This is a genomic window from Micromonospora sp. CA-246542 (assembly GCF_050942905.1).
Lineage (GTDB): Bacteria > Actinomycetota > Actinomycetes > Mycobacteriales > Micromonosporaceae > Micromonospora.
The window spans coordinates 1,431,848-1,444,960 of sequence record NZ_CP192040.1 but is presented as its reverse complement, the minus strand read 5'-3'; the positions used below and the strand labels follow the sequence as shown (position 1 = coordinate 1,444,960).

The window sequence follows — 13,113 nt, the reverse complement described above, 5'->3', positions numbered from 1 at the left end:
TGCCACCCGCTTCCGCTTTTGGGAGAGACAATCCATATGGTGGGACATCCCGCCCACAAGGAGGCCCCGTGCTCACCGTGTCGCTCGATACCGATGCCCCACCCGCCGAGGGCTGACCCGTGGGACTGGACACGATCCGGGCGGCCCTGCCCGCGTACGCCACGGACATCGCGCACAACCTCGACTCGACGATCGGCGCGTCGACGCTGACCCCGGCGCGGACGTGGGGCACGGCGCTGGCCTGCGCGGTGGCCGCGCGCAACCCGCTGGTACTTCGCGAGATCGCCGCCGAGGCGCTCGACCACCTCGGGCCGGACGGCGTCGAGGCGGCCAAGGGCGCGGCGGCCGTCATGGCGATGACCAACATCTACTACCGCGGCACGCATCTCCTGGGCGACGAGGAGTACGCCTCGATACCGGCCCGCCTCCGCATGCGGCTCGTCGCCCGTCCCGGCGTGGACAAGAGCGACTTCAAGCTGTGGTGCCTCGGCGTCTCCGCGATCATCGGCTGCGAGATCTGCCTCCGGACGCAGGAGAAGGCGCTGCGCCGTCGTGACGTACCCCGGGAACAGGTGCACGAGGCGTTGCGGATCTCCGCCGTCGTCCACGCGGCGGCGGTCACGCTGGACGCCGAGGCCGCCCTGTCCTGAGGCGCCGCGTGCGACCCGGACCGGCCTGCGCCTGGGCTCGGTCGCCGTTTCCGGGCCCCCGCCGCCGGGTAGCTCCCCAGGGGGCAGCAAGACAGCCCACGTCGGCGACAGTCAGGAGCGAACGGCATGGACAGGATCGACCCGCACACCGCCCACGCCGGGCCGGACCCGCTGCGCGGCGGCGACCAGGGCGCCGTGGCCGGCGGCGCGCCGGCCGGCACGTTCGACCCGTGGCGCTACCGCGACACCGCCGGCGTGGCCGACGCCGACCTGGTCGGCTACAAGGTCGAGGCCAGCGACGGCGGTGTCGGCAAGATCGACAGCGCCAGCCACGAGGTCGGCGGCAGCTACCTGGTCGTGGACACCGGGCCGTGGGTCTTCGGCAAGAAGGTGATGCTGCCCGCCGGCACGGTCAACCTGGTCGACCACGACCAGCGCACCGTCTCCGTCGACCGCACCCGCGACCAGATCAAGGCCGCCCCGGAGTACGACGAGGCCAGCCACAGCGACCCGGCGTACCGGGACCAGCTCGGCGGCTACTACGACGAGACGTACGGCGCGCTCCCCCCGGGCACCGCGCGCTGACCGATCCGACCCGACGGCCGGTGGGACATGAGCCCACCGGCCGTTACCGTGTGCACGTGGACGCCATCGACGACGAACGTCACATCACGCTGCCCGCGACCTTCAACTTCCGCGACGTCGGCGGCTACCTCGGCCACGACGGCCGCACCGTACGCCGTGGTCGCCTCTACCGCTCCGACTCCCTGCACCGGCTCGACGAGCAGGACCGCGACGCGTTCGCCGCGATCGGCATCCGCACCGTCGTCGACCTGCGCCGCCCCACCGAGGTGGAGCGCGACGGTCGGGTGCCGGCCTACCAGGGGCTGACGTACCGGCACATCCACCCGGAGCACGAGGACTGGTCGCTGACGCCGCACGAAGAGGGCACCGACCTGGCGCGCTACCTCGCCGACCGCTACGCCGACCTGGCCCAGACCGGCACCGCGGGCCTGGGCGAGGCGATCGGGCTGATCGCCGACTCGGCGAACGCCCCGGTCGTCGTGCACTGTGTGGCCGGCAAGGACCGTACCGGCATCGTGTGCGCCCTGACGCTCGCCGTGCTGGGCGTCGACGACGCGGACATCACCGCCGACTACGCGCTGAGCAGCGAGGCGTCGGCCCGGTTCAGCGCCTGGCTGGCCGCCACCATGCCGGACGGCGCGGAGGTGCCGGCGCCGTTCCTGGCGTCGCCCGCCGAGGCCATGCAGATGTTCCTTGACGAGCTGCGCGAGGGGCACGGCTCGATCGAGGCGTACCTGCGCCATGCCGGGGTGACCGACAAGCAGCTCGCCGCCCTGCGCGACCACCTGCTCGACGAGGGGTAGGACGCGGCCGACCGGCCCGTTCGACGGGCCGGTCGCCCGACGGACGTCAGAGGACCTGGTGCACCCAACCGTGCGGGTCGGCGGCCTTGCCACGCTGGATGTCGACCAACTGCTGACGCAGCGACATGGTGACCCGGCCGGGCTCGCCGCCACCGATCAGGAACTCGCCGTCGGGGAAGCGCACCCCGCCGATCGGGGTGATCACCGCGGCGGTGCCGCAGGCGAAGACCTCGCGCAGCCGACCGCTGGCCGCGTCGGCCTGCCAGTCGGCGAACGAGACCGGCCGCTCCTGCACCTGGTGCCCCGCCTTGCCGGCCAGCGTGATGATCGCGTCGCGGGTGATGCCCGGCAGGATCGTGCCGGTCAGCGGCGGGGTGACCACCGTGTCGTCGTCGTAGACGAAGAAGACGTTCATGCCGCCCAACTCGTCGACGAAGCGGCGCTCCACGGCGTCGAGGAAGACCACCTGGTCGCAGCCCGCCTCGATGGCCTCCGCCTGGGCCGCCAGCGACGTGGCGTAGTTGCCGCCGCACTTGGCCGCGCCGGTGCCGCCGGGCGCCGCCCGGGTGTAGTCCGGCGAGACCCAGACCGTGACCGGCTTGACGCCACCGGTGAAGTACGCGCCGACCGGCGAGGCGATCACCATGTACAGGTATTCGTTGGCCGGGCGGACGCCGAGGAAGACCTCGCTGGCGAACATGAACGGCCGCAGGTAGAGACTGCCGTCCTCGCCGGTCGGGATCCACTCCCGGTCGATCTCGATGATCTTGTGCAGCGAGTCGACGAACACCTCGGGCGGCAACGCCGGCATCGCCATGCGCTTGGCCGAGTCGACGAAGCGGGCGGCGTTGGCGTCCGGCCGGAACATCGTCACGCCACCGTCGGCCGTCCGGTAGGCCTTCAGCCCTTCGAAGATCTCCTGCGCGTAGTGCAGCACCGCGCTGGCCGGGTCCATCGGGATCGGCGCCCGCGCCTCCACCCGGGCGTCGTACCAGCCCTTGCCGTCGGCGTACCGGACGGTGACCATGTGGTCGGTGAAGACTCGGCCGAACCCCGGGTTGGCCAGCAGGGCAGCCCGGTCGGCGGCGGATACCGGCGCGGGATTCGGACGGATCTCGAAGTCGAGCTTGTCACCACCGCTCATCGCGCTGACCTCCCTGCGGGACAACGGCATGCGGGATCGCACACCGACATGGCTGTGCCAGAAACTTACCCCGAACGACCGTTCAGAAGGTAGCGCCGCTCGGGACCGGGTGGACTGCCCGGACAGGCGAAGACCGCCCCGGCCGCGATGCGGCCCGGGCGGTCAGGCTACGGCGTGGGCGGCGAGCCGGTCGCCGACCTCGGCGGTGCGCAGCGTCACGCCCGGGGTACGGCCGGCCAACTCGGCGGCGACCGCCGCGTCGACCCGGGCCGCCGCCTCGGCGTGCCCGAGCTGCTCCAGCAGCAGCGCCACGGAGAGCACCGCGGCCACCGGGTCCGCGACGCCCTGCCCGGCGATGTCCGGTGCCGAGCCGTGCACCGGCTCGAACATCGAGGGGTACGCGCCCTCGGGGTTGATGCAGCCACTGGCGGCCAGCCCGATTCCGCCGGTGACGGCGGCGGCGATGTCGGTGAGGATGTCGCCGAAGAGGTTGTCGGTGACCACCACGTCGTAGCGCTGCGGCTGGGTCACCAGGAACATCGCGGCCGCGTCGACGTGCTGGTATTCCGTGGCGACGTCCGGGTGCTCGGCGGCGACCGCCGCGAAGGCGCGCGACCACAGCGACCCGGCGTGGGTCAGCACGTTGGTCTTGTGCACCAGCGTGACCTTGCGCCGCTCCCGACGACCGGCCCGGGCGAACGCGTCACGGATCACCCGCTCCACGCCGTGCCGGGTGTTGAGGCTCTCCTCCGTGGCGACCTCGGCGGGCGTGTCGCGGTGCAACGTCCCGCCCGCGCCGGCGTACAGCCCCTCGGTGCCCTCGCGGACCACCACCAGGTCGACCTCGCCCGGCTTCACGTTGCCAAGCGGACCGGCGACGCCGGGCCAGAGCCGCGAGGGGCGCAGGTTGACGTACTGGTCGAAGGCGAACCGGAGCTTGAGCAGCAGTCCGCGCTCCAGGACACCCGGCGGCACCGTGGGGTCACCCACCGCGCCGAGCAGGATCGCGTCGTGCCCGGCCAGCTCGGTCAGCACCGAGTCGGGCAGGACCTCTCCGGTACGGTGCCAGCGGGCGGCGCCGAGGTCGTACTCGGTCGCCTGCACACCGGGAAGCACCGCGTCGAGGACCTTGCGGGCCTGCGCGACCACCTCGGGCCCGATGCCGTCCCCGGCCACCACCGCGATCCGCGCCACGCCCGCTCTCCCCACGCTCGACTGCCCTGTCCGGCAACGGTACGTCGCCGTCCCGACTCCCGGTACGAAGCTTCCAGAATCTGAGACGAGAGGATGCACAGCAGGCTCTCAGCTGGGATTCATGTAGCGATCATGTGCGCTGCCTACGGTGAGGGACAGCGGGTCAGGGGGCCCGCGAACGGTGGTCGTGACGACGCGACGTCAACTGCGAGGGGGCAGACGCCATGCGCATCGACGAGCAGCCGCGGACCCGCTGGCCGGACCTGTCGGCGTTCCGGCACCGCCGGCCCGACCTCCGCCTCGGCAGCCGCCGTCGCCGGTTCGACCCGGCCGCCGCCACCCAGGGCCGCATCGCCGTGCAGCACACCGTCCGCACCGCCACGGCGGAGTACACCCTGCTGCTCAACGCCCCCGAGCGGCTCGGCCGCCGGGGCGTCGGCGAGGCGCTGCGGGACAGCGTCGCCGAACTGCGCGCAATCGACCTGACCTACAGCCCGAACCGCCCGGAGAGCCTGGTCTCCAGGCTGCGTCGGGGCGAGATCAGCCCCGGGTCGTACGCCCCGCTGGCCGACCTGGTGGACCGCTGCACGGCCATGCGCGCCGCCACCGACGGCTGGTTCGACGCCTGGGCGGTGCCCGGCGGCTTCGACCCGGGCGGCCTGCTGGGCGGCTGGGCCGTGGAACGCGTCGCCGCCCGGCTGCGCGCGGCGGGCGTGCACGACTACGCCGTACTCACCGGCGCCGACCTCGTGGTCCGGGGCCGTGCGCCGCACGGCGGACCGTGGCGGGTCGCGGTACACCACCCGACGGCGCCGGACCGCGCGCCACTGATGCTGGAGATGACCTCGGGCGCGGTCGGCACCTCCGGGGTGTCCGGACGGCGGGGACACGTCGTCGACCCGCACACCGGTGAGCCGGCCAACCACCTCGTCGCCGCGACCGTCGTCGGCCCGGACCTGACGGTCGCCGACGCGTACGCCACCGCGCTCTACGCCGCTGGCCCCACCGGCCTGGCCTGGTTCCGGGGTGGCTCCGAGTATCGGGCGCTCTTCGCCCACCGGCGCTGAGGGCTCTCCCGCTAGCGTCCCGTGCTGGGGTCCGGCACGGTCACCCGCGCCGGGGTCCGTGCCCCGAAGACGGTGGCGACCAGATCGCTCACCGTGTGCACCCCCACATCGATCCCCTTGCCGGGTGGCAGTTGGTACATGATGGCGACGACGTAACGCTGGTCGTCCCCGGCGAACCCCACGGTGTTGGTGACCCAGTGCTCCCCGCCCGGGTCCGGCTCGATCGACCAGCCGTCCTTGGTGCCGGGATGCTTGTCGCTGCCGGCCGCCCAGACCCCCCAACGCTGGATCGAGCCGACCGAACGCATCGCGCCGACGAGGTAGGCCCGGTCGGTCGGGTCGAGGTCGTCCAGCACGTACGACATCAACCGCTGCAGATCCTCCGCCGTGCACTTGAGGTGGCCCCAGAAGCGCGCGTAACCGGCGACGGTGGTCAGCCCGGTCATGCCGTAGCGCTGTTGGAAGCGTTTGAGCTGTCCGTCCCGGCCGTAGCGGTTCCAGAGAGCGGTTGCCGCGTCGTCGGAGGAGAAGTTCAGCATGTCGGCGATCTGTCGACGCGCGACGCTGTCGAGCGTGATCTCGCCCGCACGTGAGCGCTCCAGCAGCCCGACGGCCATCGCGAGCTTGATGGTGGAGGCCGTCCAGATCGGATGGTCGGTGGTCCCCGCCCGCCAGGAAGTGCCGGTGCGCCGGTCCCGTACCAGGATTCCGAGGACCCCCGGTTTGCTCTTCAGGAGGGTGGCCGCCGCCGCGAAACGGCGGCGTTGGGCCTCGTCCGCGCTGACCGTGCCGGGTTGCCGGCCCCCGGCCGGGCCCAGCCCACTCGTCGACCGCGGCTCGGTGGTCCCCGGAGCCGACGACGAGTCGCGCGAAACAGGCGAGCCGTTCGGATCGGGCGAACAGCCGGCCAGCACGAGCACGGCCACCAGGGCCGCGAGGAGCCGGGTCGACCGCAGGGCTCGTCGTGGCGGCGCGGGTCGCCGCAGCCGGGCGACCCGGAGGCCACCGCCATTGAACAACTGGGCGCTTGTCACGGCGGCCGATCATAGCCGGGTCGCACGTCAGAAGGGGTGACCCGCAGAGCGCCTGGATTGCGATCGGCCCCCACGGCCTCGGCAACGGCTGTGGGGGCCGATCAGCGACGAGTGCGCGTGGCTCGCACAATCGAGGGGTGCGGAACCGGTCGGGCCGGACGTCGGCCGCGCCACCCGAAGACGGGCCGGCGCCACGGCCTGGCGGCCAGTAACCGCAGTCGTACGCTAGCGAATCGACGCAACTCGACGCAAGAGTCTCCACAGCGGACGCCTTCGGACGCCACCCGCACGAGTTCGGCGATTGGCCTGCGGCGAGGCAGTTTCGACATGGTGAACGACGGATGGCACGCTGTCCGCCGTGAGTTTCGATCTGAGTGTGTGGGCCCTGGAGGACGGGGCGACGCCCGAGGACGTGCGGGTAGCGGTCGACGGTTGCCGGCAGGGGCGGCACGTGGACCGATACCCGGACCCGCGCGTCGTCGGCTTCTACCGGGCGATCACCGCGTCCTATCCGGACCGTCACCCCGGCCCGGACAGCCCGTGGGCGGTCGCGCCGCTGCACGCCGCCCACGATCACGTCGAGCTGAACCTGCACCCGACCTGCCCGGACCAGGTGCTGCTCGACATCGAGCGGCTGGCCGGCGAGCACGGGCTGATGCTCTTCGACCCCCAGGACGGTTCGGTCTACCCGCCCCCGGTCCGGTTGCCGAACTGACCGCTCCCGGGGCGGAACACCTCCCGGCGTACGACGAAGGGGCCCGGCGCTGTCGCCGGGCCCCCCGTGGTGCTGTCGTCAGTGCCGCCACCTGTCGCGTGGCGGCCGCTCGCTACTCGTCGCGCAGGTCAGCCGCGCTGGCGGCGGTCGCGCCGATCGAGTCGGCCGCCGAGGTCAGCAGATCGGCGCCGAGCGCCTGGTCGACGGTGAGGGTCATCAACGTCTCGCCGCCCGCCTCGCGCCGGGCCACCTGCATCGCGGCGATGTTGATGCCCGACTCGCCGAGCAGCGTACCGACGGTGCCGACGACGCCCGGGCGGTCCGCGTACCGCAGGAACAGCAGGATGCCCTCCGCGGCGATCTCCACGTCGAAGCCGTCCACCTCGGTCAGCCGCGGGACGTCACGGCTGCCCGCGTGGGTGACCGTCCCGGAGACGCTCACCGCCCGGCCGTCCGGCAGGGCACCGCGCACCGTGACCAGGAGAGGCTGGTCGGCGGTCTCGACCTGACTGTCCAGAGTGACCTCGACGCCGCGCTCGGCGGCCAGGTGCGGAGCGTTGACGTAGGTGACCTGATCCTCGACCACCGAGCTGAACAGGCCCTTCGTCGCGGCCAGCTTGAGCACCGACACGTCGTGGCCGACGACCTCACCGCGAACCTCGACGGTGACGTTGGCCGCGACCCCACCGGCGACGGCGGTGAAGGCCCGCCCCAGCTTCTCGGCCAGCGGCAGCAGCGGACGGACGTCCTCGGCGACCACGCCGCCGGCCTGGACGTTGACGGCGTCCGGCACGAACTCGCCCTGCAGCGCCAGCTTCACGCTCTTGGCAACCGCCAGACCGGCCTTGTCCTGCGCCTCGTGGGTCGAGGCGCCCAGGTGCGGGGTGGCCACCACGTTGTCGAACGCGAACAGCGGCGAGGAGGTGCAGGGCTCCTTGGAGTACACGTCGACGCCGGCGCCGGCGACCCGCCCCTCGGCGATGGCATCGGCGAGCGCCTGCTCGTCGACCAGGCCACCGCGGGCGGCGTTCACGATGCGGACGCTGGGCTTGACGAGCGCCAACTCCTTCTCGCCGATCAGACCGACCGTCTCCGGGGTCTTCGGCAGGTGGATCGAGATGAAGTCGCTCTCGCGCAGCAACTCCTCCAGGCCGACCAGCCGTACGCCGAGCTGCGCCGCCCGAGCCGGCTGGATGTACGGGTCGTACGCGATCAGCCGGGTGCCGAACGCGGCGATGCGCTGCGCGAAGAGCACCCCGATGCGGCCGAGCCCGACCACACCGACGGTCTTGCCCTGCACCTCGACGCCCGTGTACTTGGACCGCTTCCACTCGCCCGCCTTGAGCGCCGCGCTGGCGCTGGCGGTGTTGCGGGCGACGGCGAGCAGCAGTGCGACGGCCTGCTCGGCGGCGGAGACGATGTTCGAGGTGGGTGCGTTGACGACCATCACGCCCCGCGCGGTGGCCGCCGGCACCTCGACGTTGTCGAGCCCGACGCCCGCGCGGGCGACCACCTTGAGTCGCGGCGCGGCGGCGACCGCCTCGGCGTCGATCTGGGTCGCGCTGCGCACGATGACGGCGTCGGCCTCGGAGAGCGCCGAGAGCAGGGCCGGACGGTCGGTGCCGTCGACGTGACGGACGTCGAAGTCGTGGGCGAGCACCTCGATGGCGGCGGGGGCGAGTTCTTCGGCGATCAGTACGACAGGATTCATCGGTCCTCGTAGAGGTCGTGTTTGCGATCGGCGCGGGTGGCGGGGCGCCGCACTGCACCCCGTGCTGATCCGTGCCGTGGCCGTCAGGTGCCGGCTCAGCGCACCTACCCGCGATCGTAGGGGCCGCGCTGGCCGGCGTGTTCCGGTCTGCGGGGTGAGTGCCCTCACACGCCCGGACAAGCGACCGACATCAACCGTTCACCACCCCGAAACCCCACCCACCCCCGCGACCTCATGCCCAACGGCGTATGCCGAGAACAGATCATGCCCCGCCCCCTCCTCCATCCCACCCCGTCGCACCAACAAGAAACCCCGTCACCCCCGCGCCACCCCGACACCCTCGTCCCGCCACGTCGATCATGGAGTTGTGGTGGTGAACAACGCCTCCACGGATGGGCAAAACAGGCACCACGACTCCATGATCGACGAGGTTGGGCAGCCGGTGCGGCGATCTTGCACTTTCCGCTGCAACATATAGGGCTAACCGCCACAAATTGCCATCCGAAAGTGCAAGATCGACGAGGGCAGGCGCGGGCAGGGCGCGGGCAGGGCCGGGCCCCGGGCGCGCGCTGGGGAGAGCGCGCGTCCGGGGCCTCGGGGTGGGTCAGGCGGTTTCGGTGATCGGGCGGTCGACCCAGCTCATCATGCCGCGCAGCTTCCGACCGGTCTCCTCGATCGGGTGCGCCGCGCCCTCGGCCTGCCACTTGGTGAAGTTGGGGCGGCCGGCCTCGTCCTCGGCGACCCACTCGCGGGCGAACTCGCCGGACTGGATCTCGCCCAGGATCTTGCGCATCTCGTCCTTGACCCGGGAGTCGATGATGCGGGAGCCCCGGGAGAGGTCGCCGTACTCGGCGGTGTCGGAGATGCTGTACCGCATCTTCGCGATGCCGCCCTCGTACATCAGGTCGACGATCAGCTTCAGCTCGTGCAGGCACTCGAAGTAGGCGACCTCCGGGGCGTAGCCCGCCTCGGTGAGCACCTCGAAACCGGTCTGCACCAGTGCCGACGCGCCGCCGCAGAGCACCGCCTGCTCGCCGAAGAGGTCGGTCTCGGTCTCCTCGGTGAAGGTGGTCTTGATCGCGCCGGCCCGGGTGCCGCCGATTCCCTTGGCGTACGCGAGGGCGAGGGCGAACGCGGTGCCGGTGGCGTCCTGCTCGACGGCGACCAGACAGGGCACGCCCTTGCCGTCGACGTACTGGCGACGCACCAGGTGGCCGGGGCCCTTGGGGGCGACCATGGCGACGTCCACCTCGGCCGGCGGCTTGATCAGGCCGTACCGGATGTTGAAACCGTGGCCGAAGAAGATCGCCTTGCCGGGGGCCAGGTGCGGCTCGATCGACTCGGCGTAGATCTTGCGCTGGGCGGTGTCCGGCGCAAGCACCATGATCACGTCCGCCTCGGCCGAGGCCTCGGCCGGCGTGAGCACCCGAAGGCCCTGCTCCTCGGCCTTGGGACGGCTCTTCGAGCCCTCCGGCAGACCGATCACCACGTCGACGCCGGAATCACGCAGCGACAGCGCGTGGGCGTGACCCTGGCTGCCGTAGCCGATCACCGCGACCTTCTTGGCCTGGATCAGGCCGAGGTCGGCATCGTCGTCGTAGTACACCTCAACGCTCATGAGAACTTCCCTTTCGTACGACGGCCTGAGTGCCCGTCGTGGTCTTTGCGGATGGGTCAGGCGGCCCGCAGCGCGGGACCGGCGGTGATCGAACGCGAGCCGCGCCCGATGGCCACCAGCCCGGACTGGACCATTTCCTTGATGCCGAAGGGCTCGAGGTCGCGCAGCAGCGCGTCGAGCTTGTCCGGCGTGCCGGTGGCCTCGATGGTCAGCGTGTCCGGTGCGACGTCCACCACCCGGGCCCGGAACAGGTTGACGGTCTCCAGCACCTGGGACCGGGCGGCCCGGTCGGCGCGGACCTTGACCAGCAGCAACTCCCGGGCGACCGAGACCTGCGGATCCAATTCAACGATCTTGAGTACGTTGACCAGCTTGTTGAGCTGCTTGGTGACCTGCTCCAGCGGGGACGAGTCCGCGTTCACCACGATGGTGATCCGGGAGACGTCCGGGTTCTCGGTCTCGCCGACGGCGAGGCTGTCGATGTTGAAACCGCGGCGGGAGAACAGGCCGGACACCCGGGCGAGGACGCCGGGCTTGTTCTCCACGAGCACGGACAGAGTGTGCATGGTCATGCCACGACCTCGCTTCGCCCGGTTGGGGCACCGGCCTTGATGATTCGTTCGCTGCGCTCACTCATGGTCAGATGTCATCCTCGTCGAAGACCGGGCGGACGCCGCGGGCGAACATGATCTCGTCGTTACTGGTGCCGGCGGCGACCATCGGCCAGACCATGGCGTCCTTGCCGACCACGAAGTCGATCACCACCGGGGCGTCGTTGATCTCCATGGCGGCGGCGATGGTCTTGTCCACGTCCTCGGCGGTCTCGCAGCGCAGCCCGACGCAGCCCAGCGCCTCGGCGAGCTTGACGAAGTCGGGGATGCGGTGCTTGTGCGTGCCCAGCTCGGTGTTGGAGTAGCGCTCGTTGTAGAAGAGCGTCTGCCACTGCCGGACCATGCCGAGGTTGCCGTTGTTGATGACGGCGATCTTGACCGGGATGCCCTCCAGGGCGCAGGTCGCCAACTCCTGGTTGGTCATCTGGAAGCAACCGTCGCCGTCGATCGCCCACACCACCGCGTCCGGCTTGCCGACCTTCGCGCCCATGGCCGCCGGCACCGCGTAGCCCATGGTGCCGAGGCCGCCGGAGTTCAACCAGGTGTACGGCTTCTCGTAGGAGATGAACTGCGACGCCCACATCTGGTGCTGCCCCACACCGGCCACGAAGATCGTGTCGGGGCCGACGATCTCGCCCAACCGCTTGATCACGTACTGCGGGGAGAGCGTGCCGTCGGACGGCTCGTCGTAACCCAGCGGATAGCGGTTACGCAGGTCGTCGAGCTGGGTCCACCAGTCGCCCAGGTCGGTGACGTGCCCCCCCGCGCGCTCGACGGTGACCGCCGCGATCAGCTCGTCGATGACGTGCTTGGCGTCACCGACGATGGGGACGTCCGCGTGCCGGTTCTTGCCGATCTCGGCGGGGTCGATGTCGGCGTGCACCACCGCCGCGTCCGGAGCGAACGAGTCGAGCTTGCCGGTGACCCGGTCGTCGAACCGCGCGCCCAGCGCGACGATCAAATCGGCCTTCTGGAGGCCGTACACGGCGGCGACGGTGCCGTGCATGCCGGGCATGCCCAGGTGCTGCGGGTGCGAGTCGGGGAACGCGCCGAGCGCCATCAGCGTGGTGATGACCGGGATGCCGGTCAGGTCGGCGAGCCGACGCAACCCCTCGGTGGCACCGGCCTTGAGCACCCCGCCGCCCACGTAGAGCACCGGCCGCCGGGCGCCGGCCAGCAACCGGGCCGCCTCACGGATCTGCTTGCCGTGCGGGTGCAGGGTGGGCCGGTAGCCGGGCAGGTCCAGCGTGGGCGGCCAGGTGAAGGTGGTCGACGCCTGGAGCACGTCCTTCGGGATGTCGACCAGCACCGGGCCGGGCCGGCCGGTGCTGGCCAGGTGGAACGCCTCGGCCAGCACCTGCGGGATCTCCTCGGCGGTCTGCACGAGGAAGTTGTGCTTGGTGATCGGCAGCGTGATGCCCTGGATGTCCGCCTCCTGGAAGGCGTCGGTGCCGATCGACGGGCGAGCCACCTGACCGGTGATCGCCACCATCGCGACCGAGTCCATGTACGCGTCGGCGATCGGCGTCACCAGGTTGGTCGCGCCCGGGCCGGAGGTGGCGATGCAGACGCCGACCCTGCCGGTGGCCTGCGCGTACCCGGTCGCCGCGTGACCGGCGCCCTGCTCGTGGCGGACCAGGATGTGCCGGACGGTGGAGTCGTAGAGCGGGTCGTACGCCGGCAGGATCGCGCCGCCCGGGATGCCGAAGACGACGTCGACGCCGAGCGCCTCGAGGGACCGCACCAGCGAGCCGGCGCCGGAGACCTGGGCCGGGGCGGATGTCCGTACGGCCGGGACTGCCGGCGTGGCCGCGGCGCGGGTGGCGGGGTCGGCGGCGCCGGCCGGGTCGGCGGTCGCGCGGGCCCGCCGGGCGGTGTGGGCGAGGGTCTCGGGCGTTGGTCTCGTCATGGTGGTTCTGGCCTTCGGCTGGAGTGGCTGGGGCTTGTTCAGCGATGCGACGTGGGCGTGGGCCCGTCGCGA

At 71.6% G+C, this 13,113-nt stretch carries 12 protein-coding genes; 5 read left to right on the top strand and 7 right to left on the bottom strand.

Annotated features, from left to right (window positions below; all coding sequences use genetic code 11):
- The first annotated feature begins 119 nt into the window (after nt 1–119).
- The 3 genes from ACQP0N_RS06835 (at nt 120) to ACQP0N_RS06825 (ending at nt 2,038) form a co-directional block, all read left to right on the top strand.
- Nucleotides 120–650 carry a carboxymuconolactone decarboxylase family protein gene (locus tag ACQP0N_RS06835; RefSeq protein WP_433118495.1) on the top strand — a complete coding sequence of 177 codons (531 nt, stop codon included), beginning with the start codon at nt 120–122 and terminating at the stop codon, nt 648–650.
- 126 nt (nt 651–776) lie between these two features.
- Nucleotides 777–1,235: a PRC-barrel domain containing protein gene (locus tag ACQP0N_RS06830; RefSeq protein WP_355051506.1), complete on the top strand. Its 459-nt coding sequence runs from the start codon at nt 777–779 to the stop codon at nt 1,233–1,235.
- Nucleotides 1,236–1,285: 50 nt separating this feature from the next.
- The gene (locus tag ACQP0N_RS06825) at nt 1,286–2,038 is read left to right on the top strand and encodes a tyrosine-protein phosphatase (protein WP_433121480.1); all 753 of its coding nucleotides are present in this window, start codon (nt 1,286–1,288) and stop codon (nt 2,036–2,038) included.
- Between the two features lie 46 nt (nt 2,039–2,084).
- Here the strand turns inward: ACQP0N_RS06825 and ACQP0N_RS06820 are convergent, their stop codons facing one another.
- Entirely contained in the window at nt 2,085–3,182 is a 1,098-nt protein-coding gene (locus ACQP0N_RS06820) for a branched-chain amino acid aminotransferase (protein ID WP_433118491.1), read from the bottom strand.
- 162 nt (nt 3,183–3,344) lie between these two features.
- Nucleotides 3,345–4,376, bottom strand: a complete 1,032-nt coding sequence (locus tag ACQP0N_RS06815) for a 3-isopropylmalate dehydrogenase (RefSeq protein WP_396801647.1) — start codon at nt 4,374–4,376, stop codon at nt 3,345–3,347.
- Between the two features lie 224 nt (nt 4,377–4,600).
- On the opposite strand from ACQP0N_RS06815, the gene ACQP0N_RS06810 reads away from it, so the two are divergent.
- On the top strand, nt 4,601–5,443 hold the full coding sequence (locus ACQP0N_RS06810) for an FAD:protein FMN transferase (protein WP_433118489.1): 843 nt from the start codon (nt 4,601–4,603) through the stop codon (nt 5,441–5,443).
- 11 nt (nt 5,444–5,454) lie between these two features.
- On the opposite strand, the gene ACQP0N_RS06805 is transcribed toward ACQP0N_RS06810, so the two are convergent.
- Nucleotides 5,455–6,477 (bottom strand): hypothetical protein, encoded by a 1,023-nt coding sequence (locus ACQP0N_RS06805; protein WP_433118487.1) that lies wholly within the window; start codon nt 6,475–6,477, stop codon nt 5,455–5,457.
- A gap of 358 nt (nt 6,478–6,835) precedes the next feature.
- On the opposite strand from ACQP0N_RS06805, the gene ACQP0N_RS06800 reads away from it, so the two are divergent.
- The gene (locus ACQP0N_RS06800) at nt 6,836–7,192 is read left to right on the top strand and encodes a hypothetical protein (protein ID WP_433118484.1); all 357 of its coding nucleotides are present in this window, start codon (nt 6,836–6,838) and stop codon (nt 7,190–7,192) included.
- A 112-nt stretch (nt 7,193–7,304) separates the two neighbouring features.
- On the opposite strand, the gene serA is transcribed toward ACQP0N_RS06800, so the two are convergent.
- From serA to ACQP0N_RS06780, 4 genes are all read right to left on the bottom strand, one after another.
- Complete coding sequence (gene serA, locus ACQP0N_RS06795; RefSeq protein ID WP_433118482.1) at nt 7,305–8,903, bottom strand: phosphoglycerate dehydrogenase; 1,599 nt, start codon at nt 8,901–8,903, stop codon at nt 7,305–7,307.
- A 604-nt stretch (nt 8,904–9,507) separates the two neighbouring features.
- Nucleotides 9,508–10,521: a ketol-acid reductoisomerase gene (gene ilvC / locus ACQP0N_RS06790; RefSeq protein ID WP_355052171.1), complete on the bottom strand. Its 1,014-nt coding sequence runs from the start codon at nt 10,519–10,521 to the stop codon at nt 9,508–9,510.
- Nucleotides 10,522–10,577: 56 nt separating this feature from the next.
- Nucleotides 10,578–11,093 carry an acetolactate synthase small subunit gene (gene ilvN, locus ACQP0N_RS06785; protein WP_355052170.1) on the bottom strand — a complete coding sequence of 172 codons (516 nt, stop codon included), beginning with the start codon at nt 11,091–11,093 and terminating at the stop codon, nt 10,578–10,580.
- A 67-nt stretch (nt 11,094–11,160) separates the two neighbouring features.
- Complete coding sequence (locus ACQP0N_RS06780; RefSeq protein WP_355052169.1) at nt 11,161–13,041, bottom strand: acetolactate synthase large subunit; 1,881 nt, start codon at nt 13,039–13,041, stop codon at nt 11,161–11,163.
- Between the last annotated feature and the right edge of the window lie 72 nt (nt 13,042–13,113).